Origin of the sequence: Mesorhizobium sp. LNHC232B00 (assembly GCF_000502435.1) — a bacterium.
Taxonomy (GTDB): domain Bacteria; phylum Pseudomonadota; class Alphaproteobacteria; order Rhizobiales; family Rhizobiaceae; genus Mesorhizobium; species Mesorhizobium opportunistum.
Genome location: NZ_AYWP01000013.1, coordinates 108,774 through 134,554, shown reverse-complemented (window position 1 = coordinate 134,554; position 25,781 = coordinate 108,774). Strand labels below are relative to the sequence as shown.

25 protein-coding genes and 1 pseudogene are annotated in these 25,781 nt (G+C 64.5%); 8 read left to right on the top strand and 18 right to left on the bottom strand.

Translation table 11 applies throughout. The features are described 5' to 3' along the window. Positions 1-102 precede the first annotated feature (102 nt). On the top strand, positions 103-564 hold the full coding sequence (gene queF, locus X743_RS151480; protein ID WP_013896095.1) for a preQ(1) synthase: 462 nt from the start codon (positions 103-105) through the stop codon (positions 562-564). A gap of 8 nt (positions 565-572) precedes the next feature. Here the strand turns inward: queF and X743_RS151485 are convergent, their stop codons facing one another. From X743_RS151485 to X743_RS151505, 6 genes and pseudogenes are all read right to left on the bottom strand, one after another. Next, positions 573-1,196 carry a hypothetical protein gene (locus tag X743_RS151485; protein WP_023766529.1) on the bottom strand — a complete coding sequence of 208 codons (624 nt, stop codon included), beginning with the start codon at positions 1,194-1,196 and terminating at the stop codon, positions 573-575. A 4-nt stretch (positions 1,197-1,200) separates the two neighbouring features. After that, on the bottom strand, positions 1,201-1,695 hold the full coding sequence (locus X743_RS151490; protein WP_023766528.1) for a DUF3828 domain-containing protein: 495 nt from the start codon (positions 1,693-1,695) through the stop codon (positions 1,201-1,203). A 173-nt stretch (positions 1,696-1,868) separates the two neighbouring features. After that, a complete protein-coding gene (locus X743_RS151495) occupies positions 1,869-2,978 on the bottom strand; it encodes a mandelate racemase/muconate lactonizing enzyme family protein (protein WP_023766527.1) in 1,110 nt (369 codons plus the stop codon). Positions 2,979-3,121: 143 nt separating this feature from the next. Next, positions 3,122-3,560: pseudogene (locus X743_RS01000000169040) on the bottom strand (B12-binding domain-containing protein). Positions 3,561-3,658: 98 nt separating this feature from the next. After that, positions 3,659-5,308 (bottom strand): ABC transporter substrate-binding protein, encoded by a 1,650-nt coding sequence (locus X743_RS151500; RefSeq protein ID WP_023766523.1) that lies wholly within the window; start codon positions 5,306-5,308, stop codon positions 3,659-3,661. Between the two features lie 43 nt (positions 5,309-5,351). Then, positions 5,352-6,902, bottom strand: a complete 1,551-nt coding sequence (locus tag X743_RS151505) for a trimethylamine methyltransferase family protein (protein WP_023766522.1) — start codon at positions 6,900-6,902, stop codon at positions 5,352-5,354. Between the two features lie 92 nt (positions 6,903-6,994). On the opposite strand from X743_RS151505, the gene X743_RS151510 reads away from it, so the two are divergent. Continuing rightward, positions 6,995-7,897 (top strand): LysR substrate-binding domain-containing protein, encoded by a 903-nt coding sequence (locus tag X743_RS151510; RefSeq protein ID WP_023766521.1) that lies wholly within the window; start codon positions 6,995-6,997, stop codon positions 7,895-7,897. 56 nt (positions 7,898-7,953) lie between these two features. Further along, complete coding sequence (mutL, locus tag X743_RS151515) at positions 7,954-9,828, top strand: DNA mismatch repair endonuclease MutL (RefSeq protein WP_023766520.1); 1,875 nt, start codon at positions 7,954-7,956, stop codon at positions 9,826-9,828. 185 nt (positions 9,829-10,013) lie between these two features. On the opposite strand, the gene X743_RS151520 is transcribed toward mutL, so the two are convergent. Next, positions 10,014-10,907: a DMT family transporter gene (locus X743_RS151520; RefSeq protein WP_023766519.1), complete on the bottom strand. Its 894-nt coding sequence runs from the start codon at positions 10,905-10,907 to the stop codon at positions 10,014-10,016. Between the two features lie 92 nt (positions 10,908-10,999). On the opposite strand from X743_RS151520, the gene X743_RS151525 reads away from it, so the two are divergent. Beyond that, the gene (locus X743_RS151525; protein WP_023766518.1) at positions 11,000-11,926 is read left to right on the top strand and encodes a LysR substrate-binding domain-containing protein; all 927 of its coding nucleotides are present in this window, start codon (positions 11,000-11,002) and stop codon (positions 11,924-11,926) included. 30 nt (positions 11,927-11,956) lie between these two features. On the opposite strand, the gene X743_RS151530 is transcribed toward X743_RS151525, so the two are convergent. Continuing rightward, a complete protein-coding gene (locus X743_RS151530) occupies positions 11,957-12,652 on the bottom strand; it encodes a hypothetical protein (protein WP_245264241.1) in 696 nt (231 codons plus the stop codon). Positions 12,653-12,670: 18 nt separating this feature from the next. Here X743_RS151530 and X743_RS151535 point away from each other — a divergent pair, with 18 nt between their 5' ends. Next, positions 12,671-12,904 carry a DUF2093 domain-containing protein gene (locus X743_RS151535; RefSeq protein WP_023779388.1) on the top strand — a complete coding sequence of 78 codons (234 nt, stop codon included), beginning with the start codon at positions 12,671-12,673 and terminating at the stop codon, positions 12,902-12,904. A 96-nt stretch (positions 12,905-13,000) separates the two neighbouring features. On the opposite strand, the gene lpxK is transcribed toward X743_RS151535, so the two are convergent. The 6 genes from lpxK to X743_RS151565 all read right to left on the bottom strand — a co-directional run bounded on the left by lpxK (position 13,001) and on the right by X743_RS151565 (position 18,707). After that, complete coding sequence (gene lpxK / locus X743_RS151540; RefSeq protein WP_023766515.1) at positions 13,001-14,026, bottom strand: tetraacyldisaccharide 4'-kinase; 1,026 nt, start codon at positions 14,024-14,026, stop codon at positions 13,001-13,003. Between the two features lie 115 nt (positions 14,027-14,141). Next, the gene (gene waaA, locus X743_RS151545) at positions 14,142-15,458 is read right to left on the bottom strand and encodes a lipid IV(A) 3-deoxy-D-manno-octulosonic acid transferase (RefSeq protein ID WP_023766514.1); all 1,317 of its coding nucleotides are present in this window, start codon (positions 15,456-15,458) and stop codon (positions 14,142-14,144) included. Next, positions 15,455-16,246, bottom strand: a complete 792-nt coding sequence (locus X743_RS151550; protein ID WP_023766513.1) for a lysophospholipid acyltransferase family protein — start codon at positions 16,244-16,246, stop codon at positions 15,455-15,457. The genes waaA and X743_RS151550 overlap by 4 nt, the downstream gene beginning before the upstream one ends. Positions 16,247-16,251: 5 nt before the next feature. Then, on the bottom strand, positions 16,252-16,497 hold the full coding sequence (locus X743_RS151555) for a DUF4170 domain-containing protein (RefSeq protein ID WP_013896111.1): 246 nt from the start codon (positions 16,495-16,497) through the stop codon (positions 16,252-16,254). Positions 16,498-16,573: 76 nt separating this feature from the next. Then, entirely contained in the window at positions 16,574-17,377 is an 804-nt protein-coding gene (locus X743_RS151560) for a 3'(2'),5'-bisphosphate nucleotidase CysQ (protein ID WP_023766512.1), read from the bottom strand. Then, the gene (locus X743_RS151565) at positions 17,364-18,707 is read right to left on the bottom strand and encodes a TldD/PmbA family protein (RefSeq protein ID WP_023766511.1); all 1,344 of its coding nucleotides are present in this window, start codon (positions 18,705-18,707) and stop codon (positions 17,364-17,366) included. The genes X743_RS151560 and X743_RS151565 overlap by 14 nt, the downstream gene beginning before the upstream one ends. Before the next feature lie 169 nt (positions 18,708-18,876). On the opposite strand from X743_RS151565, the gene X743_RS151570 reads away from it, so the two are divergent. Then, positions 18,877-19,293 carry a VOC family protein gene (locus X743_RS151570; RefSeq protein ID WP_023766510.1) on the top strand — a complete coding sequence of 139 codons (417 nt, stop codon included), beginning with the start codon at positions 18,877-18,879 and terminating at the stop codon, positions 19,291-19,293. Positions 19,294-19,311: 18 nt separating this feature from the next. On the opposite strand, the gene epmA is transcribed toward X743_RS151570, so the two are convergent. Further along, positions 19,312-20,358 carry an EF-P lysine aminoacylase EpmA gene (gene epmA, locus X743_RS151575; RefSeq protein ID WP_023766509.1) on the bottom strand — a complete coding sequence of 349 codons (1,047 nt, stop codon included), beginning with the start codon at positions 20,356-20,358 and terminating at the stop codon, positions 19,312-19,314. 126 nt (positions 20,359-20,484) lie between these two features. Here epmA and efp point away from each other — a divergent pair, with 126 nt between their 5' ends. After that, the gene (gene efp, locus X743_RS151580) at positions 20,485-21,051 is read left to right on the top strand and encodes an elongation factor P (RefSeq protein WP_023766508.1); all 567 of its coding nucleotides are present in this window, start codon (positions 20,485-20,487) and stop codon (positions 21,049-21,051) included. 285 nt (positions 21,052-21,336) lie between these two features. Next, complete coding sequence (locus X743_RS151585) at positions 21,337-21,879, top strand: dihydrofolate reductase family protein (protein WP_023766507.1); 543 nt, start codon at positions 21,337-21,339, stop codon at positions 21,877-21,879. 61 nt (positions 21,880-21,940) lie between these two features. Here the strand turns inward: X743_RS151585 and X743_RS151590 are convergent, their stop codons facing one another. From X743_RS151590 to X743_RS151600, 3 genes are all read right to left on the bottom strand, one after another. Further along, positions 21,941-22,810 (bottom strand): patatin-like phospholipase family protein, encoded by an 870-nt coding sequence (locus tag X743_RS151590; RefSeq protein WP_023766506.1) that lies wholly within the window; start codon positions 22,808-22,810, stop codon positions 21,941-21,943. Beyond that, the gene (locus X743_RS151595; protein ID WP_031257858.1) at positions 22,807-24,129 is read right to left on the bottom strand and encodes a pitrilysin family protein; all 1,323 of its coding nucleotides are present in this window, start codon (positions 24,127-24,129) and stop codon (positions 22,807-22,809) included. The genes X743_RS151590 and X743_RS151595 overlap by 4 nt, the downstream gene beginning before the upstream one ends. 203 nt (positions 24,130-24,332) lie before the next feature. Next, positions 24,333-25,721 carry a pitrilysin family protein gene (locus X743_RS151600; protein ID WP_023766504.1) on the bottom strand — a complete coding sequence of 463 codons (1,389 nt, stop codon included), beginning with the start codon at positions 25,719-25,721 and terminating at the stop codon, positions 24,333-24,335. Positions 25,722-25,781 lie beyond the last annotated feature (60 nt).

The following is a 25,781-nucleotide window of genomic DNA, read 5'->3' as shown; positions in this document are numbered from 1 at the left end:
GAGCTGCTCCATTTCCTATTTAAGCGTCGGATTCGTCCGAAAACCGCTGCGCACTTTTCGATCCGATGCTAATGAGCGCCGCAAACCAAGAAGGCTTTGCTCATGATCGATACGAAAACCCTCACCCAGCTCGGCGCCCACGTCGAGACGCCACAGAGCCCCGAACAAGCGGTCCTGGAGACCGTGCCGTACACACGCGGGGACGGACCGCCGGCGATCGTGCGCTTCACCTGCCCGGAATTCACTTCGCTGTGCCCGGTCACCGGGCAGCCGGATTTCGCCCATATCGTCATCGACTACGCACCCGATGCAGCCCTGGTGGAATCGAAGTCGCTGAAGCTGTTCATGACCTCGTTCCGCAACCACGGCGCCTTCCATGAAGACTGCACGGTGATGATTGGCCGTCGCATCGTGGCGGCAACCAAGCCGCTGTGGCTGCGCATCGGCGGCTACTGGTTCCCGCGCGGCGGCATTCCGATCGACGTGTTCTGGCAGACCGGCGCGCCGCCCGAAGGCGCCTGGCTGCCGGACACCGGCGTGGCGCCTTATCGCGGGCGCGGCTAGCCCGCCCATCATTCGCACTGGTACTGGCTGAGCGCCCATTCGCCGGTCACCGACAACAGGTCCGATATCTTCCATTCGCCGCCGACCTTCTTGAATTTCCATTCAAGGCGATGCGGGTTGCCGGCGACGACGAAGGCGACGATGACCTTGGCCTGGTCGCCATTGATCGCCTCGAGCGTCTTCAGGCTCTTGTCGATCTGGTCCTTGTCGTAGTCGGCATTGTCCAATGCCATGTTGGGGTCGAGGCATTCGCCCTGCCCGGATTTGCGCAGCGCATCGCTCTTGTCGAGCACGGTTTTCGCCGGATCGATGAAATGGCTGCGCTGTGACGGATCGACCTCCAGATTGACCTGATCGTAGAACGGCCGCACCACCGCTGTCGGCGATCCCGGCTGGATGGGCGCGGCCGGTTCGCTTGGGGGCCAGGCAACGGGTGGTGTTGCCGGCTCCGCTGCCCCACCGGGCTCGGTTGCGGGCGGCGACCCGCTGTCGCCCGGTGCGGTGGCCTCCGGGGCGTTTGCGGGCGGCGCGTTTGCCGGCGGGGCGCCGAGCAGCCCTTGTGCGGCAGCGCCGCCTTGAACCACCGCCATCAGGCACATGGTCGACAGTGCCAGGAACAAGCGGCGGTCCATCACATCACTCCGGTGTCTGGCCGGCCATGCACTCCAACGCACTGAGCGTCCAGTCGCTGGTCTTCGAGGCGATGTCCGATATCTTCCACTTGCCGTCGATCTTCTTGAGCGACCAGACCATTTCGCGTTTGGCATCATCACCTTCCGAAAACAGGCTGAATGACGCTGTGACCTCGGCATTGTCCCCATCGCGCTTCTCAGACAGCTTCAGCGTCTTGGCCACGGACTTCTGGTCGAAATCCTGCGCGTCGAGACCCGGATCGAAATCGATGCACGCGACCTGGTCCGGATTCTTCTTCGTCGCCTGATCGTTGAGATCGAACAGTTTCGTCACCGGCTCGGTGAAGCGATCCCGGTATTGCGCGTCGGCCTCGAACTTGACCTCCGGAACGTAGAAGAATTTCACGGCGTCGGACGCCGGACCGGCCCAGGCTGCAGCGGGTAAGGCCGCGGCGGGCAAGGCTGTCGAAAGAGCGGCAAGGAGCACTGTCAGTCTCATGCAGAATCTCCGGCGTTTGATGGCTTGCGGCAATCAATACCACGTATCCTGCATATCGGCTTTTTTGCGGCTCATGAAGTCCCTGGCGGCCAGCCCAGGGCGCCCCGCCAGACGTCCTGGAAGTTTGCAAAAGCACTTCCGCGGTCAACTGCCGACAATACATCATGGGATCCTCAGCCTCCGAAAGTCGCGACAGGCGCGTTGAGACGGGAGCGCTCAGGCTTGACACCGAGCCCCGGCGTCTGCGGGACGCGTATATGGCCGTTTTCGATGACGACGGGGTTTACGGGGTCGGTATGCCCTTCGATGTATTCCTGCGCGATCCAGGCGCCCTCGAAACCTCTCGGTTCGACGGTGGCGGCGAGGTGCACGCATGCCGCGGCGATGACATCCCCGCCCCAGGCATCGTCGCAGCTGTGCGGAAGAGATCGTATCGCACAGAGATCGCGGACGGTGGCCATCTTGGTGAGGCCGCCAAGGCGGGTGACTTTCAACCCGAATCCGTCCGCGATCCCCGAAGAAATTGCCCGCAGGACGGCGTTCAGATCCTCGGTATTCTCATCGAGGTAGACTGGATGAGTAACGCGTCCCTTGAGGTTCGCGACCTCCTCCATCGTGTTGCAAGGCTGTTCGAACACAAACGGGATCGCCTGACAAAGCCGGTCGATGTGCAGCGTCGCCGCGGCGGTGAGGCCACGATTGGCATCGACGGCTATCCGGGCCTTGAAGCCGACCGCCTCCCATACTTTGTGCACCGTGGCGACGTCCTGCTCGAGATCGCGCCCGCCTATCTTGATCTGAAGCCGTGGGTACCCTGACTTGACCTTGTCGGCGGCGATACGCGCCGTCTCGTCCGGCGCGCCGACAATCGTCGAATAGTAGGACGGCACACGATCGGTGAGCGCACCGCCCAGAAGTGTCGAGACCGGAACGCCCAGCCGCTGGCCGGCGAGGTCGAGGAGCGCTATGTCCAAGGCCGCCTTGGCATAGTTGTGACCGTTCAGCCGCTCGTCCATTCTTTTCGCGAGGCGGCGCATGGACGTCGTGTCCTCGCCGACTAAGCCAGGTGCTATTTCGGCAATTGCCGCTCTCGCGCCCAGGGCGTGTTGGGGCTGATAGACAGGGCCGACCGGGCAAGTCTCGCCCCAGCCCGACAGCCCGTCCTCGGTGGTCACTTCAACGAGCGTGCTGTCCAGATCCTGAACGGTACCGCTAGCCATCCGATAGGCACCGCCTTTCACCGGCAGATGCACCTGATAGACCTTGATCGTTTCGATACGCATGCCGATCTCAGCTCCCTTCGAGCCAAGCTATCCCTGCCATCTTGCCGTTCCTCTGCATGGCGGGCCAGTGCATGAGGAGCCACTGCATGACAGGCCCCTGCATGACGGCGCTCTCGGTCACAAACTTGTCCCGACTGCCGTGCTCAGACCCGCACATTGTGCTTGCGCTTCATGAAATCCTTGGCGGTCTCGACCGCCACGGCGGCATCGCGGCAATAGGCGTCGGCACCGACGGCCTTGCCGAATTCCTCGTTGAGCGGCGCGCCGCCAACCAGCACGACATAGTCGTCGCGGATGCCCTTTTCCTTCATCGTGTCGATGACNCATGCCGGCCTTCATGGCATTGGCCGACAACAGCACCTCGGGAACGAACAGGATGCCGTCGCGAAAATCCTCGCCAACGATGCGCATGCCTTCGACCAGCGCCTCGGTCAGCACCTTGTAGGGCACCCAGCCGCGCTCGAGCAGGATCCGCGTGCCTTCCTCGATCTCTTCCTTCAGCCCGTCATAGAGATCGTCGTGCATCTGCTGCACCAACTCATCGTCGGAAAGCTCGGAAAGGATGATCTCGTCGTCGGCCATTTTCTGCCTGCGTGAATTTGCGTGTCAGTGATTTACGGGCCGCCGGCGCCTTTTTGACAGGCGCCGGCAGCGTTTTCTTGCATGTCTCGGCAGTTATATCAGGCGTCCAGCCAGACGTTCTGGAAGTCCATTTCGTAGGTCTGGTGCATGCCGTAGTTCTTCACCTTCTTGTTCATATGGCAGTAGAGCTTCTGCCAGAACGGTTGGATGATGACGCCGGAATCCTGCAGGATCTGCTCGACGTCCTTCATCACCTCCTTGCGCTGGGCAGGATCGGCCAGCGACAGCGCCTGCTTGAGCTTGGCGTCGAAGTCCGGGTTGGAATAGGCCGTCTCATTCCAGGCCTCGCCGGTGCGATAGCCGAGCGCCAGCACCTGCACGCCGAGCGGGCGCATGTACCAGATCGTCATGGAATAGGGATACTTCGTCCAATCGTTCCAGAAGGTCGAGCCCGGGAGCACCGTACGCTTCACCTTGATGCCGGCGTCGCGCAGTTGGCCGGCGATCGCGTCGCCGGTGTTCTTCTGCCATTCGTCCTCGACGGTGATCAGCTCGTGCTCGAAATCCGCCTGGCCGGCATCCGCCATCAGCTTCTTGGCGCCCGCCGCATCCCGTGTCTTCTTTGGCAGCGGATAGTATTCGGGATGGATCGGGGCGACATGGTGATTCTCGCCGACAGTGCCGCGTCCGGCGTAGCCGAGCTGCATGACGGCATCGTTGTCGACGGCCATCTGCAGCGCATTGCGCACCCGCTGATCGTCATAGGGCTTGTGAGTCACGTTGGTGCGGGCAACCAGCGTGGTCGCTGTCGCGACCTCCGATTTCACCAGATCCATCTTGTCGAGGGCGTCTATGAAGTCGGCCGGCGTTTCGAAATCGAGGTCGATCTCGCCGGATTCGAAGGCATTCAGCGTGGCATTGAAGTCGGTGCCGTAGTCGATGAACTCGACACTGTCGAGCGGTGCTTCGCCACCCCACCATTTGCCGTTTTCGCGGCGCTTTACCACCGCCTTTTGGCCGACCGCGTAGGAGACCAATTCGAAGGCCCCGGTACCAATTGGCTTGGTGGTCGGGTCGGCGCCATCCTTGTCGAAATCGCGATGCACGACCAGCGCCGGATAGTCGGTTAAGCCCGGTATGATCGCAATGTCGGGTTCATTGAGTTTCAGCTTGACCGTATGGTCGTCGACCTTGGTGATGGCACCATCCTTCGCCTTGCCGGTCTTGGTGTCTATCAGCGCGCCGACGCGTGCCGCCATGGAATTGCCGGAAGCACCCTTCTCGCACCAGCGGTTCAGATTGGCGACCACGTCGTCGGCGTTGAAGGCATCGCCATTGTTCCAGGTCACACCCTTGCGCAGATGCAGCGTGTATTCGGTGGCATCGTCATTGACGTCCCAGCTTTCGAGCAGGACCGGCTCGAACGTGAACTGGCGCGTATAACGGACAAGCGGCTCGAGCCAAGTCCGGGTGACGTTTGCCATTTCCGTCCAGTCATAGGTGCGCGGGTCCTTCTGCGCCTTGACCGACATTGCGACATGCAGCGTTCCACCCTTTTTCGGCTCTTCCGCCAGGGCCTTTGTCGGCGCGGCAAGGCCGATCATGCCATAGGCGAAAGCCGTCGTGGCGCCGAAGGCGCTGGCCAATGCCAGGAATTCGCGCCGGTCCATGCGACCCGCGCGCGCGTCCTCAGCCATCGCGTCTATGGCGGCGGGGACCCGGTCGCTATTGCTTCTGAAAAGTGTCATTTCGCTCTCCCATTGGTTCCGTCGGTTCTTTGCCCGTTCTCTCTCAACTAACGCTATCCGGCAGCTTTTCCTCGCGCCGGGCAATAAAATCCGCGAGACCCTCGGCGACACCCTCATCGAGCTTCGGCTCTTCATAATCGGCGAGCATGTTGCGCGCTTTTTCGCGGCCGCGGGTGTCGTGGTCCTTCGCCCCTTCGGCCTTCCACTGTTCGAACGAATTGAAGTCCATGATCGAGGGCATGAAGAAAGCGGACTCGAAATGTTCGAGTGTATGCTGGGTGCCGAGGAAATGGCCCTGCGGCCCCACTTCGCGGATCGCCGCCATCGCTTCCTTGAAGTCGTCGAACGGCAGCCCGCCGGCATATTTATACCAGCCGATGAGCTGCTCGCAGTCGGTCGCGAATTTCGAATAACCGCAGGTCAGCCCCGCCTCCAGCCATCCGGCGGAATGCCAGATGTAGTTGGCGCCGGCGAGGATGGCGGCATGCATCAGCATGTTCGCCTCGTAGCCGGCCTGGGCGTCGTTGAGCTTGGAGCCGACATGGAAGCCGGAAGTGCGCCACGGCAGCCGGTATTTCCTGGCCAGCGCGCCCATCAGGTACATCATCTGGGCCGCCTCCGGCGTGCCGCCCATCGGAGCTCCGGTCTTCATGTCGACCGTGACCATGAACTGTCCGTAGATCTGCGGCGAACCCGGACGCAGGAGCTGCGTAAATGCGACGCCGGCCAGCGCTTCCGCATTGACCTGTGCGACCGCACCGACCGCGGAGGCCGAGGTCGAGGCGCCGCACAGCGCGAAGGGCGCCAGGATCAGCGGCTGGTTGTGGCGCGCATAGACCTTCATGGCGTCCAGCATGGTGGCGTCCCACACCAGCGGCGAATTGCAATTGGTGATCGATACCAGGACGGGATTGTCGCGGACGAACTCCTCGCCGAATACGATCCCCGCCATCGCCATCGTGTCCTCGGCGCGTTCCTTCGAGGTGACGATGCCCATGAACGGCTTGTCGGAATGCTTCAGCGCCGAATGGATGATGTGGAGGTGACGCTTCGGCACCGCAATTTCCATCGGCTCGCAGATGACCGAGCTCGACGAATGCAGCGCCGGCGCCATATAGGCGAGCTTGTGGAAATTGTTGAGGTCGGCGAGCGAACCGTAGCGCCTGTTGTTGTCGAGGTCGCGCACATAGGGCGCGCCATACATCGGCACGAAGATGGAGTTCTTGCCGCCGACGCGCACGGTACGCTCGGGCTTGCGGGCATTGAGGGTAAACTCCGATGGGACCTTGGAGACAAGTTCCATCAAGAGCCCACGGTCGATACGGACGCGCGTCTCGGTGACATCGGCTCCGGCGGCCTTCCACAGGGCGATCGCCTCATCGTCGCGGAACTCGCAGCCCACCTCTTCGAGGATCGAGAGCGATTCCTGGTGGATCAACTCCACAGCCTCGTCAGGGACCATCTGATAGGCCGGGATCTCGCGCACCAGTGTCGGGAACGACGTGACCGGAGCGCCTCGCAGCGCCTTCCGTCCCAGGCGGCCGCCACTTCTGCGGTTGGCGTGTTCGGTCATGGCAACGGCCGGTGCATTCATGGCAACTCATCCTCCAACAGCCCCATCAACTTAGCGAGACGAGATATAGCTGTGACGCTGGAAAATCCTGATCTCTTGTATAAACTCTCCTTATGCGAAGCCTGCGCCACCTCCTGCCCTCGGCCGGCAGCCTGATCGTCTTCGAGGCGGCCGGCCGGCTGTCGAGCTTTACCGCCGCCGGTCGCGAGCTCGGCATGACGCAGGCGGCCGTCTCCTACGCCGTGCGCGGGCTGGAGGAACAGCTCGGCGCCAAGCTCTTCCAGCGCCGCCACCGCCAGGTTCTCCTGACGGAGGCCGGCGAGCGCTTCCACGCCGACGTCTCGCTCGGGCTGTCGCATATCCGCAAGTCGGCGGAGGATCTGCGCCTGCAGGCGACCGGCGGCCATGTGACGCTCGCCGCCTCGACCGCCTTCGGCTCGTTCTGGATGATGCCGCGGCTGCAGCAGTTCCGCGACGAACTGCCAGGCGTCGATCTGCGCATCCAGACCGCCGACCGCGACCTCGACATCATCGCCGAGGGCATCCCGCTAGGCGTACGCGGCGGCGTGCCGCGCGACTGGCCGGATTATCATTCGCTGTCGCTTGCCGACGAGGAGATCTTCCCGGTCGCGGGACCCAACTATCTGGCGAAGTTTGGGCTGCCGGAGACCGTCGCCGAACTTGCCATGCACCGGCTCATCCATCTCGAGGAGCCCTACCGCGAGGCCCCGAACTGGGACGAATGGTTCGCGTCAGCCGGAACCAGCCTGCGCAATGCCGAGCGCGGATTGCGCATCAATGACTATGCCTTGGTGATTCAGGCGGTCATGGAGGGACAAGGCATTTCCCTCGGCTGGCGTCATCTTGTCGAGCGCCTCGTGGCATCAGGACTGTTGGTGCCGGTGACGGATCATGTGCTGCGGACCGGCATCGGATTCCACGTCATCTGGCCGAAAAACCGCGAGCTCAGCGACAATGCCCGCAAGGTCAGGGACTGGCTGGTCGCGCAGGCATAGTTCGTTTGCTCAGTTCACCCTCGCCCGCGCGACACGAATCCGCCTATACTGTCGTCATGCCCATTCGCCAGCTTTCCGAAACGATGATCAACCAGATCGCCGCCGGCGAAGTCATCGAGCGTCCGGCAAGTGTGGTCAAGGAACTGGTCGAGAACGCGCTCGATGCCGGTGCGAGCAAGGTCGAGGTTGTCACCGCTGGCGGCGGGCTGAACCTGATCCGGGTCACCGATGACGGCTCCGGCATCCCCGAACATGAGCTTTCGCTGGCCATCGCGCGCCACTGCACGTCCAAGCTTGCCGAGGATATCCACGACATCCGCTCACTCGGTTTTCGCGGCGAGGCGCTGCCGTCGATCGGCTCGGTGTCGCGGCTGTCGATCCGCTCGCGCACGGCCTTGGGCGATAGCGCCGCCGAGATCGGCATCGAGGGCGGCCGTATCCTGCCTGTCAGGCCGGCGGCGGCCAATCGCGGCACCACGGTCGAGGTGCGCGACCTGTTCTTCGCAACACCGGCACGGCTGAAATTCATGAAGGGCGAGCGCGCCGAAAGCTCGGCCATCAGCGATGTGGTCAAGCGCATCGCCATCGCCTTTCCCGCCGTGCGGTTCACGCTGGCAGGCTCCGACCGCTCGACGCTGGAATTGCCGGCAACCGACGAAAGTGCCGAAGGCAGCCTGCGCCGCGTCGCCCAGGTGATGGGCGCCGAGTTTCCCGAAAATTCCATCACCATCGACGCGATGCGCGAAGGCGTGCATCTGACCGGCCATGTGTCGATCCCGTCCTTCACCCGCGCCAACGCGCTGCAGCAATATGCCTATGTCAACGGCCGGCCGGTGCGCGACAAGCTGATCGCCGGCGCCATCCGAGGCGCCTTCGCCGACGTGCTGCCGCGCGACCGCCACGCGGTGACGGTGCTGTTCCTGACGCTCGATCCGGGAACGGTCGACGTCAACGTCCACCCGGCCAAGGCCGACGTCCGTTTTCGCGATCCGGGCCTGGTGCGCGGGCTGATCGTCGGCGCCATCCGCCAGGCACTGGCCGATGCCGGTATCCGTTCAGCCACCACGGGCGCGGCAGGCATGATGGCGGCGTTCCGTCCGGGTGCCGCATCCTACGGCCATGGCGGCCCGGCCAACGGCCATCGCAGCTACGAAGCATCGTACCACGCCTCCGGCTCGGCCGGTTTCGATCCGGCGCGATCGTCGCAGCGGCCGCTCGATATGCAGTTCGACGGCGCGGGCTTCGAGCATCGCGGCTTGCGTGAGCCCGACCAGGCGGCGTTCGATGCCGGCCCGCTTGCCAGCGCCGATGCGCGCGCCGGACAGAGCGAGGCGGCCGAGACGCTGCTCGGCGCGGTGCTTGGTGCGGCACGCGCGCAGGTGCACGAAAACTACATCGTGGCGCAAACCCGCGATTCGCTGGTCATCGTCGACCAGCATGCTGCGCATGAGCGGCTGGTCTATGAGGCGCTGAAGAACGCGCTGCATTCGCGGCCGGTCCCCTCCCAGATGCTGCTCCTGCCTGAAATCATCGACCTGCCGGAAGAGGATGCCGAGCGGCTCGCCATGCATTCGGAAACGCTCGCCCGCTTCGGGCTCGGCATCGAGCGTTTCGGCCCGGGCGCCGTCGCGGTGCGCGAGACGCCGTCGATGCTGGGCGAGACCAATGTCGGGCAATTGGTGCGTGACCTCGCCGACGAGATCGCCGACAACGACACGGTCGAGACGCTGAAGGAGCGGCTGGGCAAGATCGCCGCCACCATGGCCTGCCACGGATCGGTACGCTCCGGCCGGCTGCTCAAGCCCGAGGAGATGAACGCGCTGCTGCGGCAGATGGAGGCGACGCCGGGTTCCGGAACCTGCAATCACGGACGGCCGACCTATATCGAACTCAAACTGGCTGATATCGAGCGGCTGTTCGGGCGGCGGTGAAGGCTGGGCGGCGCAGCCCCCACCCGGACCTTCGGTCCGACCTCCCCACAAGGGGGAGGTAGGGAGCCTCGCTCTTTACCCTCCCCCTTGTGGGGAGGGTCGCTGCGAAGCAGCGGGGTGGGGGTCCGAAAAGAGCCGCTTAAGCGGCTCTTTTTCGAATCAAGGAACAATCCCAACCCTCTGATTCACCGCTTCAAATTCACCACGATCACACCACCGAGCGCCAGCGCGCCGCCAAGGATGCCGAGCAGCGTCGGCACTTCGCCGAGCCAGAAGAAGCCGATCAGGGCGGACACCGGCGAGACCAGATAGAGGAAGTTCGAGGCTCGTGCCGCAGGCAGGCGCGACAGGGCGGTCGCCCAGGCGGCATAGGCGATCAGGCTCGGCACGATGCCGAGATAGATGACGGCGCCGAGACCGGCGGTGTCGGCGACGGCCCCCTGCTGGAAAGCGGCAGGCAGGAAGGGCGCCAGGCAGAGCGCGCCGAGCACCATGTTGAAGGCCGAAATGGTCAGCGGATGGTGACGGGCGAACAGCGGCTTCTGGACGATGGTGTTGACGGCCGAGCACAGCGCGGACCCCAAAACCAGCAGAGCGCCGGCATTGAAGTGCAGGCCGTTGCCATCGGCCATGGCAATAATGCCGATGCCGGCGAAGGAAATAAAGGTGCCGAGCCACGCCATGCCGGAAAAGCGCTCGCCCAGAAGCGCCATCGCCATGATGGCGGTGAAGATCGGGCTGACATTGATGATGAAGCCGGCGGCACCGGCCGAGACCGTCAGTTCGCCGAAATTGAGCATGGCGGTGTAGAGCGCGACGAAGATGGCGCCGCCAAAGGCGAAGCGCCACAATTCGCCGATCCTGGGCAGCGCCGGGCGCTTGACGGCAAGGAAGATCGCCGCCGGCACCGCGGCGATGGCGAAGCGCATGGCGCCGAGTTCCAGAGGTTGAAAGGCAGCGAGACCGGCGCGGATTGCCGGGAAGGCGGATGCCCAGCCGACCACCGTCAGGGCCACGGCGACGATGGCCGTGGTGTCCATGCGCTGTGTCTGATTCAACGTGCCCGTCATCGCACCCATCTCACTCTCCTCGCGTTGTTCCCGTCCTGAAAGGCAGAAAACGCCATTTTCGGCCCGTTGACAAACGATCAAATCGAGGATCACCTGTGACTATGGATCACAGCTCAGATACGATGGTGCCTCTCGAAACCCTGCGGGCGTTCGACGCGGCGGCGCGAACCGGCAGCTTTTCGGCGGCGGCCGAGAAACTCAACATCACCCATGGCGCGGTCAGCCGGCAGATCGCCAAGCTGGAGGATTGGCTGGGCCTGAAAGTGTTCGACCGCGGCGCGCGTGGCGTCTCGCTGACGATCGAAGGCAACCGGCTGCATCTGCGCACGTCGGAAGCTTTCGCGCTGATATCGAGCCATTCCGACCGCTGGGTCGAGCCGCGCGGCACGGCGGTCGTGCGGCTGACCTCGATCCCATCGGTGAGCGGGCTTTGGCTGATGCCGCGCATGGCGGCACTGGAGAACAATCCCTCCAAGCTGCGCATCGTGCTCGATGTCGACGTCCGCCAGGCCGACCTTGCCGACGAGGGCATCGACCTGTCGATCCGCTGTGGCCGCGGCGGCATTCCGGGCCGTGTTTCGGTGCAGCTTTTCGAAGAGCATGTCTTCCCCGTCGCCTCGCCGGAGCTGGCGCGCGAGATCGGCCGCGGCGACCCGGCCCGGCTGCTCAAATTTCCGCTGATCAACGATTCCGACGCTTCCGGCTGGCGCGCCTGGTTCGCGGCGCAAGGCATGGACTACCGGCCGCGCCCGCAGGACCGCCGCTTCGAGGACTACAATCTGGTGCTCGACGCGGCCGCCTATGGGCTCGGCATCGCGCTGGCGCGGCCGCCGCTGAGCGGGCATCAGCTAGCGTCGGGCCGCATCACCGCCGTCGATGAGCGCACAGCGCTCAATCCGGTGTCCTACTGGCTCGACCGGCCGACGGGACGGCCACGAACCGCCGCAGCCGACCTCGCCCGCCGCATCGCGCAGCAGGCCGGCTTGGCGGCGGAGAAGATCGAGGCGTTCATCGGGGCCGAGCGGTAGGTTCCAATATATTCCGGGCTGATCCGGATTTCAGCGAAACAGCAGCAGGACGAACCCGAAGACCATAATTGCCAACAGGCCGGTCATGATCGAGACAAAACCGATCTTCACCAAGAGGCGTTCGGGATTCGGCACCGCACCGTGGGATTGATTGGCCGGCCTGTGCCGTACTGCCGGCGTATCAGGAGCGGCCGCACCGCGCCGGACCGGAGCCGGCGGCGGGATGAACGACAGCAAGGACAAGCCTGCGGCCCTGGCGGGAGCGTTATCGTTGGCTGTTGTCGAAGGCGGCACGAAGCCTCGCTGCGTTTCGGCTTCGGGCGTTGCCTTTCTCGCCGCGACCGTTGCCAGCACCGCCTCGTCCCTTGTCTCCAGCTGCGCCTGATAGGCCTCGACGATACCGGCTGAAGCAATCTGCTGCGATCTAACGGCCATCGGCGCCGCAGGCATCGCCAGCAGCGCCGGCGCCGTCCGTTGAGCGAACAGGGAGGGTGTGGCTGGCTGGATCAATTCCCTGACCAAGGCCGCCCTGACCGGATCGGCTTTCGCCAACGGCAAGGGTTGCAGCGTCATCGCTTCCTTGAGCAAGGAAGCCAGGCGGGCGGAAGAAATATCCATCGTGCCCCCAACAAAAGCGCTTTTCGCACCTGTCGTAACGCCTCGGCATTGTCTGAGGCTTGTCGCATGCTTGACCCGGCCGCAGATTTGTGGCGATGAAATCTCCATGACATTCGGCACCAGCGCATGATGAACCGTTTTGAAGGCCCGGGCGGCAAGGAAGCCCGCATCCGCTACCTCGATGGCGATTTCCAGGTCACCAGCCCCGGCTCGTTCGTGCGCTGTGCCGTGACCGGGGAAAGCATCCCGTTGGACGAGCTGAAATACTGGAGCGTCGCCAGGCAGGAGCCTTACGTGAACGCCACCGCTTCGCTGCGCCGCGAAATCGAGGTGCATCCGGAGCTGCGCAAGCGCAGCTAGAGCGTTTCACCGTTTCATGGAAACGGCGAATCGCTCTAACTCTTTGTTTTGACGCAATTCCGGACGGAAAACCGTTCACACTTTTCCTGGAATTGCTTAGCCCTTCAGCTTGCGCTGCCGCCAGGCATCGAGCGTTTCCTCGATGATGCGCTCAGGCACATGCTCGAGTTCAAACACCGTGTCGATTTCCAACACGTCGAGACGGTCGAGGAAGTCCTGCTGGGCGCCATGGCGCAGCCGGGCGGCATCCTTGGCCGTGGTGATGAGGCCGAGACCTTCCGCGCGCGCCGTCATCGCCAGTTCGGCCAGCTCGTCCTCGGCGTAGAAATGATGGTCCGGGAAGGGCCGCGAAAGAGCCACCTCGCCGCCGGCCTCCCGAATGGTGTCGAAGAATTTCTCGGGATGGCCGATGCCGGCGAAGGCCAGGAAGCGCTTGCCGGCAAGCCCTGCCTTGCTGCTCGGCTCGGTGTGGGCCTCGAAGATCGGCCTGCCGGCGCGCGCCGCCTGGCGGACCACCGGGTCGGCGGCGCTGCCCTCGCCCATCTTCAACAGCCCGCTGGTGAAGACCAGCTGGTCGACGATTTTGGCGCGGAGCGGGCCGCCAGGGATGACGCGGCCATTGCCGATGCCGTAGCGGGCATCGACCACGACCAGCGCGTAGTCGATGTGGATGCGCGCGCTCTGAAATCCGTCGTCCATGATCAGGAAGTCGCAGCCGTGCCTTTCCAGCAGCAGCCGAGCGCCTGCGGCGCGATTGGGCGTCACCGCAACGGGCGCGTGTTCGGCGAGCAGCAGCGGCTCGTCGCCGACATGCCTGGCGCTGTCGTGATGGCTATCGACGACATGCGGCTCGGCGAAGGAGCCGCCATGGCCGCGCGACAGGAAGCCGGGCTTGAGCCGCATGCGCTTGGCCTGTTGGGCGAGCGCGATGGCCACCGGCGTCTTGCCGGTGCCGCCGACGGTGAAATTGCCGATGCACAGGACCGGCGCCTCGATCTTCTCGCGCCGCGCGCGCCGCATGCCGCGGCCGGCGACGAGCGCATAGACGGCCGACAGCGGCGATAGCGCCAGGACTTTCCAGTCCGGCTTTTCCCACCAGAATGGTGGTGCTTCGGACGCCACGCTAGAGCATGATGCCGAAAAGTGTGAAACGGTTTTCGGGTGACATCATGCTCTATCTCCTTGATTTAAAGGCGGATTCAGATTTCAGGTCGAATAGACCTGAAATCATCCGGCTCTAGCGCCCGTTGGCGCCCTTCAGGCGCGACTTGACGACCAGGGGCTGGATATAGGGTTCAAGCGATTTCAGCGTGCGCGCCAGGGCACCGCGCATCTCGTCGACAGTCGCGATGCCCGCCGCCATCATTTCGTGGCGCGCCACTTCGTTGGTCAAAAGGAAGTTGACGGCGCCGGCCAGCATGTCGCGGTCGCGCACCAGCTTGGCGCCGCCGCTGTCGATCAGGCGCTGATAGGCCTCGCGAAAATTCTGCACATTGCGGCCGGCCAGAACCGCCGTGTCGAGCATGGCCGGTTCGAGCGGATTCTGCCCGCCCTCGGAGGTCAGCGAACGGCCGACGAAAGCGATCTCGGTCAGCCGGAGATACAGGCCCATCTCGCCGATCGTATCGCCGAGCAGGATATCGGTGTCTGGTCCGATGCGATCGCCCTTGCTGCGCCGCGCGACCTTCAGGCCCATGCCGGAAATCTGCGCGGCAAGGGCTTCGGCACGATCGGGATGGCGCGGAACGACGATCGTCAGCAAGCCGTGGTGACGCTTGTGCAGCGTCGCGTGGACTTCCGCCGCGACCACCTCCTCGCCATCATGGGTCGAGATCGCCGCCCAGGTCGGGCGCTTGCCGATCTGCCGCTGCAAGGTGCCCAGCGCCCGATCATCGACCGGCGGCGGGTTGGTGTCGACCTTGAGGTTGCCCGACACCGTGACCGGCCGGGCGCCCAGCGCGCGAAAACGCTCGCCGTCGACATCGGACTGGGCGACGACATGGGCTAGGTTTTCGAACAGCGCCTCGGCGATGTTGGCCCGCTTCTTCCATGAGGTGAACGAGCGGTCGGACAGCCGGCCGTTGACCAGCACCTGCGGCACATGGCGCGCGCCAAGCTCGAGGATGGTCATCGGCCAGATCTCGGATTCGGCGATGATCGCCAGGTCCGGCCGCCAGTGATCGAGGAACCGGCTGACTGCCGGCTTCAGGTCGAGCGGCACATATTGGTGGATGATGCGGTTGCCAAGCCGCTCGTCGGCGACCTGGGCCGATGTCACGGTGCCTGTGGTCAGCACGATGTTGACGCCATAGTCGAGAATGCTTTCGACCAGCGGCACGACGGCGATGGTCTCGCCGACGCTCGCGGCATGGATCCAGATCACTGGCCCTTCAGGACGCGGCCGGCCGGCGACGCCGTAGCGCTCGCGGCGGCGGTTGCGGTCCTCCTTGCCGCGCGAGGTGCGCCAGGCAACATAGGGCCCGACCAGCGGATAGGCCGCGGCACCGGCGAACCGGTAGGCCGACAGCATGGCGCGCGCCCAGCGACCGCTCATCGCGGGCCATCCACGAGACGGTAGGCCTCGGCGGTGGCGGCGTTGAGCGCGACCGTCACTTCCTGGCGCTTGCGCTCCATTTCTGCTTCGTCGGCGTCGGCCGGCACGAAGATCGGCGTGCCGATGGTCACGGCGGAACGGCCGAACGGCAGGTTGATGGTGGTCTTGTCCCAGCTCTTTTCCAGCACCTTGCGGCGGCTGGTGGCGATGGCGACAGGCAGCAGCGGCCGGCCCGAGAGGCGCGCCAGGAGGACGATACCAAGCCCTGCGTCGCGCGGCGTGCCATGGGGTATGTCTGCGATCATGGCGACGTTCTTGCCGGCACTGAGCGACTTTTTCAGGGCGATGAGCGCCTTGGCCCCGCCCTTGTCGAGATGCCTGGCATTCTCGCGGCCGCCCGAACCGCGCACCGCCTCGATGCCGAATTTTTCCAGCATCAGCGCGTTGAGCTCGGCATCGGCGCTGCGCGACACCATGGCGACCAGCGGCTTGCGCTTGGGGTAATAGGCCGGCGTCAACAGATGCTGGCCGTGCCACAAAGCGATGATGCCGGGCTCGAACTCGGCGTAGGCGCCGCCCGAAAAGCGTGCCGATCCGGCGACCAGCGGGCTGGTCAGGCGCACCAGGCGCACGAATTGCGCCAGCAGGCTGGCAATGGCGTTTTTGACGAATCGCGACTGCGCGAGGGGTTCGCGGATCTTGCGCCAGAAGGTCTTGGTCGTGCGGCTGCCGCCCCTGCCCGTGGGCGCGGCATCGCCGGCTGGCCCTTTCGCCAGGTCATGCTCCATCGAGGTCAACCGGCGGCCTTGCTGTCGGGATCCAGGAGACGGTGCAGATGAACGACGAAATAACGCATATGGGCATTGTCCACGCTGGCTTGCGCCTTGGCTTTCCACGCCGTATGCGCGGATTGATAGTCGGGATAGATGCCGACGATGTCGAGCCCGTCGAGGTCGCGGAACTCGGTACCGCCAAGCTTCTTCAGTTCGCCGCCGAACACCAGATGCAAAAGCTGTTTCTTTCCGTCTTCCGCGGCCATGTCGGTCCTTCACATATTGTGAGTTTGTGACAGGTCTAGACCAAAGCCATCGACTTTGGAACCTTCGAAAACGCTTTCACGCATCCAGCCCGGCGATGACATCGACCAGCACCGCCAGCAGGTCGCCGCTGCCGGCGGCGAGCGCGCCGTGGCGGGTCACCTCGCCGGCGTAGAGCGGCGCACGGCCATGCGGGTCGAGCAACTGCCCGCCGGCCTCGCGCAGGATGAGGTCGGCGGCGGCGATATCCCAGTCATGCGCGTTCGGCTTGACGAAGGTGCCGTCGAGCGTGCCGTTGGCGATCATCGCTAAGCGGTAGGCGAGCGAAGGGCTATAGGGCGCCCGCGTCAACCGCTTCTGCCAGCCCGCCGGCATCAGGTCGATGAGCTGCTTCAACCCTGAAATCTCGGCCTTCTCGCCGGGCTGGCGCACCGCGATGCGCCTGCCGTTGCGGAAGGCGCCCTGGCCGGGCAGCGCCCAGTAGGTCTCATCCAACGCCGGACATTCGAGCACGCCGGCGAGCGTGCGGCCATTTTCGACGGCGGCGACGCTGACACACCAGGTGCGCTGGCCCTCCAGGAAGCCGCGCGTGCCGTCGATCGGGTCGACGACGAAGGTGCGGCGCGCCGAAAGCCGGGCCGGATCATCGACGGTCTCTTCCGACAGCCAGCCATAATCCGGCCGCGCCGCCAGCAGCGTCTGGCGCAGATAGGCATCCGCCGCGTGATCGGCCTCGCTCACAGGCGAGGTGCCGCCCTTCATCCAGACCTGCGGGCTTTGGCCGAAGTAGCGCATGGCGATGAGGCCCGCCTCGCGGGCGGCGTCGCGCAGCAGCGGCAGGTCTTCCGTAGCGTCGGTCGAGATCAACTCATGCTCCGGCAAGGGTCATGCCTTCGATCAGAAGCGTGGGGGCCGCCGTGCCGAAATTGCGGTCGAGGTCATCAGCCGGCACCATGTTCAGGAACATGGTCTTCAGATTGGAGGCGATGGTGACTTCAGCGACCGGATAGGCCAGCGCGCCATTCTCGATCCAGAAGCCGGAGGCGCCGCGACTGTATTCGCCGGTGATCATGTCGACGCCCTGGCCGAACACTTCGGTGACATAGAAGCCGCTCTTGAGCGACTTGATCATGTCCTGCGGCGAGCGTTCGCCCGGCTCGATGGCGAGATTGGTGGAGGATGGGGAGACGGAGGAGCCGCTGCGCGAGCCACGCCCGTTGGTGACAAGGCCAAGCTCGCGCGCGGCGGACGTCGACAGGAACCAGTGGTTGAGGACGCCCTTTTCGACCATCAAGAGCTTCTCGCCCTCGATGCCTTCGCCGTCGAATGGACGCGACGCCTGGCCACGCCGCCGCAGCGGCTCGTCGGTGACGGTGATGGCGGCAGCGGCGACCTGCTTGCCCATCATGTCGCGCAGGAACGAGGTTTTGCGCGCGACGGAGGCGCCATTGATGGCGCCGGCAAGATGGCCGGCGATGCCGCGGGCAACGCGCGGGTCGAACACCACGTCGACCGGCCCGGTCGCCGCCTTGCGCGCGCCGATGCGGCGCACCGCGCGCTCGCCGGCCTTGCGGCCGATGTCTTCGGGCGCATCGAGATCGCTAAAATGCAGGCGCGAGGAGAATTCATAGTCGCGCTCCATGCCGGTGCCCTCGCCGGCAATGACGCTGGCCGAGCGCGAAAAGCGCGAGACGACATAATGGCCGAGAAAGCCGTGCGAGGTGGCCAGCACAAGGCCGCCCATGCCGGCCCCGGCGCTGCTGCCGGACGAATTGGTGACGCCCTTGACGGCAAGCGCCGCCGCTTCCGCCGCCAATGCCGCCTCCTTCAACTGGTCGGCCGACACCTCGGTGGCGTCGAACAGGTCGAGATCGGGCGTCCGCTTGGCAAGCAGCGCCGGATCGGCAAGACCCTGATAGGGATCCTCCGGCGACACTTTCGCCATTGCGACAGCGCGCTCGGCGAGCGCTTTCGGGTCGGACGCGGCGGTCGCCGAAACGCTGGCGACCTTCTGGCCGACGAAGACGCGCAGCGCGACATCCTCGCTCTCGGAAGCCTCGGTGGCCTCGACCTTGCCGAGTCGAACCGACACGCCGGTGGAGCGGCCGCGCACGGCCACCGCGTCGGCGGCATCGGCGCCGGCCTTTTTGGCAGCCTCGACCAGCGCCGCAACGCGATCGGTCAGTCTTGCAGCGTCTGTTATATCGGCCATGCCTGTGATTCCTGCTGTTGCGGCCAGCGTCTGGCCGCTGCCCACCCATCTATTGTTCCGGTCCGGCTTGTGCAATGGCACAGGCCTCTATCAAAATGCAGCTTCACGGCTTCCTTCAGGAACCGAGTGAAGCAAAAACGCAGCCCGCAGATTGCACGGAGCATCTTCTATGACGCCTTTCCATCTCGCTTTTCCGGTCCGTGATCTCGATGAAACCCGTATTTTCTATGGCGAGGTGTTGGGTTGCACGATCGGCCGCTCCTCGGCGACATGGGTCGATTTCGATCTCTTCGGCCACCAGATGTCGGCGCATTTGCGGCCACAAGCCGCGCCAGCCGCAAGCGACGGCAAGGTCGACGGCATTTTGGTGCCGATCCCGCATTTTGGCGCCGTGCTGTTGATGGACGAGTGGCAGCGCCTGGCGGCACGGCTGGAAGCGCGCGACGACATCGACTGGCTGGAACGGCCAATGGTGCGCTTCAAGGGCGAACCCGGCGAGCAGGCAACGCTCTTCATTCGCGATCCTTCGGGCAATGCCTTGGAGTTCAAGGGTTTTCGCTCGCTGGAGCAGGTTTTCGCGCATTGAGCTGGGGCGAGCCCGGACTCACGACCCGGCGACCGGCGTCCAGATCACATCCTCGATTTTCCGCGCACCGGTCGCCAGCATCACCAGCCGGTCGAAGCCGAGCGCGATGCCGCTGGCCTGCGGCATGATGGCAAGGGCGGCGAGAAAATCCTCGTCCAGCGGGTAGCGCTCGCCATAGATGCGCTCCTTCTCGTCCATCTCGAGGATGAAGCGCCGGCGCTGCTCGGCCGGGTCGGTCAGTTCGCCAAAGCCGTTGGCGAGCTCGACACCGCAGCAATAGAGCTCGAAGCGCTCGGCGACGCGGGCATCCCTAGGGCTCGGCCGGGCAAGTGCGGCCTCGGCGACCGGGTATTCGCACAGGATGGTCGCGCGGCCGATGCCCAGATTGGGCTCGATCTTTTCCACCATGACGCGGCTGAACAGGTCGGCCCAGCTGTCGTCGGGCGCCGTGCGCAGGCCGGCCTTGATCAAGGCGGCGTAAAGCGCCTCGCGGTCTGTGCTCCCGTCGGCGGCGACCGTGGCGAGGAGATCGATGCCGGAATAGTGGGTGAAGGCATCCGCCACCGTCAGCCGCTCCGGCTCGGCGAACGGATCGCAATCGCGGTCCCGGAAGGAGAACCGCTTGGCCCCTGCCCTGGTCGCCGCCAACACCAATAGATCGGCGCAGTCGCGCATCAGGCTCTCATAGGTCTCGCCCACCCGGTACCATTCGAGCATGGTGAATTCGGGATGGTGCAAGGGGCCGCGCTCGCGGTTGCGCCAGACCGGCCCCAGGCTGAAAATGCGCCGCTCGCCGGCGGCAAGCAGCTTCTTGCAGGCGAATTCCGGCGAGGTGTGGAGGTACAGCGGCGACCGCGCACCATCGGCCCCGACCACCTCCGTGGCGAAAGCCGCCAGATGCGCCTCGTTGCCGGGCGAGACCTGCAGCGCCGCGGTTTCCACTTCGATGAAATCGTGGCGGGCGAACCAGTCGCGCAAAGCGGCGGTCAGGCCATTGCGCAGCATCAGGCGCGGGCGGCGGTCGGCGTGAACGTCAGGCGTCCACCAGGGCGAAGCGGCGGTCATCGCCGGGCCACGGGCGTGTCAGTTTGCACTGGGGGCTGGCGGTTCGCGCCGAGATGCGCTAGGCCCCCATCCAGCGCCGCACAAGCCGGCAAACGTCCATCAACTCTCGCAGGATAAAAAACCGTGGTGAAAGTCATCGCCAGTTCGCTCCGCAAAGGCAATGTCGTCGAAAAGGACGGCAAGCTTTATGTGATCCTCTTTGCCGAAAACATCCACCCAGGCAAGGGCACGCCGGTGACGCAGCTCGACATGCGCCGCATCGGCGATGGAGTGAAGGTCTCGGAGCGCTACCGCACCACCGAGCAGGTGGAGCGCGCCTATGTCGAGGAGCGTGAGCACACCTTCCTCTACGCCGACGGCGAAGGCTATCACTTCATGAACCCGGAAACCTACGACCAGGTGGCGGTGTCGGAAGCCGTGGTCGGCGACGCCGCGCCCTATCTGCAGGAAGGCATGCCGGTGCAGGTCTCGCAGTTCAACGGCATCGCCATTTCCCTGGTGCTGCCGCAGCGTGCCACCTTCGAAGTGGTCGAGACCGAGCCGACGACCAAGGGCCAGACCGCATCGTCCTCCTACAAGCCCGCCGTGCTCTCCAACGGTGTCCGCACCACAGTGCCGCCGCACATCGCACCCGGCACCCGCGTGGTGGTGATGACGGCGGATGGGGCCTATGTGGAGCGGGCGAAGGACTGAGTATCTCTTAAGTCTGCCGGTCCCAAGCCGGAAGCCAAGCGATGCCTCACTGTTTGAAACAGTGCTCGCGATGCCATTGCAAAAAAATGCGGGTGCGGGCGTTAGCTGCGCGGCGAGTTTTTTATGAACGTCTGGGGATATCCGCTGGGATGTCGCGCCAATTCGTTCTTGGAGCTTAATCTACCCGGAGAAACTCCTTCTCTCTGACAAGCGCCTCCGATTTCTTTTACTCGGTGTCGCAAAACGTCCCTGCGGTTCGTCCTTTGAGCAAAGAAGGAGGACGCCATGAGAAAACTTATCGTCACCGAATTCATCAGCGTTGATGGCATCGCAGAGGTCGAGAAGCTGCCAAGCATCACTTGGAACGATGAGATGAACAGGTTCAAGGAGGACGAACTGGCCGACAGCGGCGCCATGCTTCTGGGGCGCACGACCTATGAGATCTTTGCCGGCTCATGGCCTGGTGAAACCGGGGACTTCGCCGACCGGTTCAACGCGCTGCCGAAGTATGTCGCTTCCAGCACCTTGAAGGCGCTCGACTGGAAGCCTGCCGAACTGCTCAAGGGCTCACTGCCGGTGGCGGTGCGAGCCCTGAAGGAAGGCAGCGGCGGCAACATCTATGTGCATGGCAGCCTCAGCGTCGCGCAGGAATTGCTGCGCCACGGTCTGGTCGACCGCGTCAGGCTGCTCAGCTATCCCGGCGCCGTCGGCCAGGGCAAGGAGCTGTTCCCGCCTGGTGAACAAGTGCCGCTTGAGTTGATCTCCGCAACGCCATTCAGCAACGGGGTTGTAGCGCTTGAGTATGTGCCGGTGGCGGCGAAGTCGTAGTTGGCTTCCATGCGTGGATGACAACCGCAGTTGGCGATCAATTGCCGGCGTCGCACCGTCCTTACCCGACTTTCTTGGCCCGCCTCCCCTTGGCGGCGGCGCCATTCCGCGCCTCCACCACCCGCTCCACCTCCCGCTTCAGCTGATCCTTGATCGCCACCGTCTCGTTCATCAGGGCGTCGATCTTCAGGAAATCGAGCACGCGGTATTTCGACACTGTCGGGCGGACCAGGATATCGGGCTGGGTTTGTCTCAGCTTGTTGGCGGTGATCGATTGCATCATCAGCTGCGTGGCGCCGAACATCAGATCGACGGAGGTGGGGTGCTTGCGGTCGGCTTCTTCCGGCGCGCCGACCACGTCAACGCCGATGATGATATCGGCATCGTTCTCGATCAGGTCGAATGGCACGGGGTTGTAGATGCCGCCGTCGATCAGCAGGCGGCCGTCGCGTATCACCGGGCGGAACACGGCGGGGATGGCGGCCGAGGCGGCAAGTGCCGAATGCAGCTCGCCGTCGTCGAACACGGCCAGCTTGTGGCCGAAATAGTCGGTCGCCGTCACCTTCAGCGGGATCTTCAGCTCGGCGAAGGTTTCGGGAATGGCCTCGGGCAGGAAGGCCTTGAGGATGCGCTCGACATTGAACTGGCTGACGCGGATGCCGTTCTGCATGGCTTCGGCGATCGTGCCCGGCCGGGCTCGCCACATGCGGCTTGCCACCTCGGCGCGCCGGCCGAGGACCGAGCGGGCGTAGTCGTGGATGTCCTTGCCGGTCATGCCGGCGGCCATGCCGGCGCCCATGATGGCGCCGATCGACGAGCCGGCGATCGCCACCGGCCGGATGCCGAGCTCGTCCAGTGCCTCGATGACATGGATGTGCGCAAGGCCTCGTGCTCCGCCACCGCCGAACGCTATTCCAAAAGTCGGGCTCATCCCTTGCCGGCCCCGGCCAGCGGGGGCCCGACGACCATGATGGTCGGCTCGGCCGACAGCAGCTTCTTCGCCGCCGCCTTGACCTGGTCGAGCGTCACCGCGTTGATGTAGCCGGCGCGCCGCTGCATGTAGTCGATTCCGAGATCGTCGAGCTGCAACTCGACCAGCGTCGCGGCGATGGAACTCGAGGAGTTCAGATTGCTGATGGCGTAGGCGCCGATCAGATATTTCTTGGTTGCGGCGAGCTCAGCCTCGGTCGGGCCGTCCTCAGCCAACCGCTTGGCGACGTCGCGCACGATGCCGAGCGTCTCGGCCGCGCGATCCGATCGCGTGCCGGTGGTGACGATCAGCGCGTTGGCGTGGTCCTGGTTGACCAGCGAGGAATCGACGCTGTAGGCCAGCCCGCGCTTTTCACGCACCTCCTGGAACAGGCGCGAGGTGAAGGTGCCGCCGCCGAGGATCTCGTTCATCAGCACGGCCGGGAAGAAATCCGCCGCCTTGCGCTTCACGCCGGGCCAGGCGAGCTGCAGCGAGGTTTGCGGCAGGTCGTAATTGACCTCCAGATGCTGCGCCAGCTTCGGCTCGATATCGGCGACGGGGGCGAGCGCCTGTTTATCAGGCAGGTTGCCGAACACCATGTCCAGCTTCTTCTTAAGCGTCCCGGCATCGATGGCGCCGACCACGGCGACATGCAGGCCGCCGCGTGCGAACACCGCCTTGTGCAGCGCGTTGAGATCATTCTGCGTGATGGTGGCGATGCTCTGCCTGGTGCCCTGGTCGGAGCGTGAATAGGGATGGTCGCCATAGATGGCGCGAGCCCATCGGTTCTGCGCGACCGTGTCGGGGTCATTCTCGTTGGCGATGATGCCGGACAGGATCTGCGCGCGGATGCGGTCGATCGGCGCCTGGTCGAAGCGCGGCTCGTTGACCGCCAGCCGCAGCAGGTCGAAAGCCTCGTCGCGCTGTTCGGCCAGCATGCGCATCGAGCCGTAGATGCCGTCGCGGTTCTCCTCGAAGCCCATTTCGGCACCGGCATCGTCGAGCCTGATCTGGAAGGCTTCCGAATCGAGCGGGCCGGCGCCCTCGTCGAACAGGCCGGTCATCAAATTGGCCAGTCCTTCCTTGCCCGGCGGATCCTGCGTCGAGCCGCCGCCGAAGACGAAACGAACGGCGACCACCGGCACGGAATAGTCCTCCACCAGCCAGGCGGTGACGCCCTTCGAGGAGGTGACGGACTGGATCTCCATGGCGCGGGCGGCAAGTGCCGGCAGGACCAGGAAGAGGATGGCGAGGACGAGGGTTGCGAGTGTGGTGGCCACGCGCGGTCTTCCCTTCTCCCCTTGCGGGAGAAGGTGGCCTCGCAAAGCGAGGTCGGATGAGGGGTGTTCCAGCTTGGCAAGGACGGCACTCCGGCGCGCACCTCTCATCCGTCTCGGCGCTGCGCGCCGATCCACCTTCTCCCACAAGGGGAGAAGGGAAGGCGCATTCACGGCCTCGTGTATGTGCATCGACCGCTTCATCATCAATTCCCCGCCTGTTGCTGCGGCAAGAGATAGCCGGTGGTCGAATGGGCCAGCACCAGATAGCGCGCGGCGACGGCCTTGACCTCGTCCGCGGTGACCTCGCGGATGCGGTCAGGCCATTGCTGGACATCCTGCACATTGCCGCCGGTGGCCAGTGTCGAGCCATAGATTTCGGCCATGGAATCCTGCTTGTCGCGGGCAAAGACCATCGACCTGACATAGCGATCCTTGGCCTTTTCGAGCTCTCCCGGCGTGACCCCGCCGCTGGCTATGCGCGCCACCTCCGCATCGACAGCGGCTTCGATGTCGGCGAGCCTGGCGTCGCCGCGCGGCGAGCCGTAGACGGTGAAATTGGTGTCGTCGAGCATGGTGCCCTGGAAATACGCGCCGGCGTTGGAGGCGATGCCCTGCTTGACCACCAGCGCCTGGTAGAGCCGGCTGCGGTTACCGCCGCCGAGGATCTCGGCAAGCAGATCGAGCGCCTCGGCCTCGCCCGGCTTGGCGGTGTGGTAGGACGGCACCACCCATTGCGTCGAAAAGCTGGGCACGCTGACGCGGGCGTCGGAAAGCGTGACGGTGCGCTTGGTGTTCTGCTCCGGTTCGACCGGGCGCACGCGCGGCGGCAGGTCCGGCCCACGCGCCACCTTGCCATAGGTCTTTTCGGCCAGCGCCCGCACCGCGTCGGGCTGGACATCGCCGGCGACGATCAGCACGGCGTTGTTGGGCCTGTAATACTTGTCATAGAAGGCGGTGGCGTCGGTGCGGTTGAGCTGCTCCATCTCTTGCATCCAGCCGATCACCGGAATGCGGTAGGGTTGGTTCTGCCAGAGCGTGGCATCGACTTCCTCGTCGAGCACGGCCTGCGGATTGTTGTCGATGCGCGAGCGTCGCTCCTCGAGGATGACATCGCGCTCGGTCTTGATGACATCGTCGGTGAGGATGAGGTTGCGCATGCGGTCGGCCTCGAAGCTCATCATCTGTTCGAGCGCCGAGGGCGCCACCGTCTCGTGGAAAGCGGTGTAGTCATAGGAGGTGAAGGCGTTGTTGGAGCCGCCGATATCGGAGACGGCACGGTCGAACTCGCCGGCCGCGTGATGGGTCGTTGCCTTGAACATCAGATGCTCGAAGAAGTGGGCGATGCCGGATTTGCCCGGCGGCTCGTCGGCGCTGCCGATCTTGTACCACACCATGTGGGTGACGATGGGCGCGCGATGATCGGGAATGACGACCACTTCCATGCCGTTGTCGAGCAGGAAATCCGTCACCTTGAACTCGGACGGCACGGTGTCGGGCAATACGGGACTGGCGGCCGGCACCGGGCCGGTCATGACAAAAGCCAGCGACGTCGCCAGCACTGTTGCCCGCAGCCATTCAACCCTGGGTGTCATCAATGGCTCCGGTTTTCTCTTCGTTTGACGCAATTCCCCTGGGAAAACCGCTTCACACTT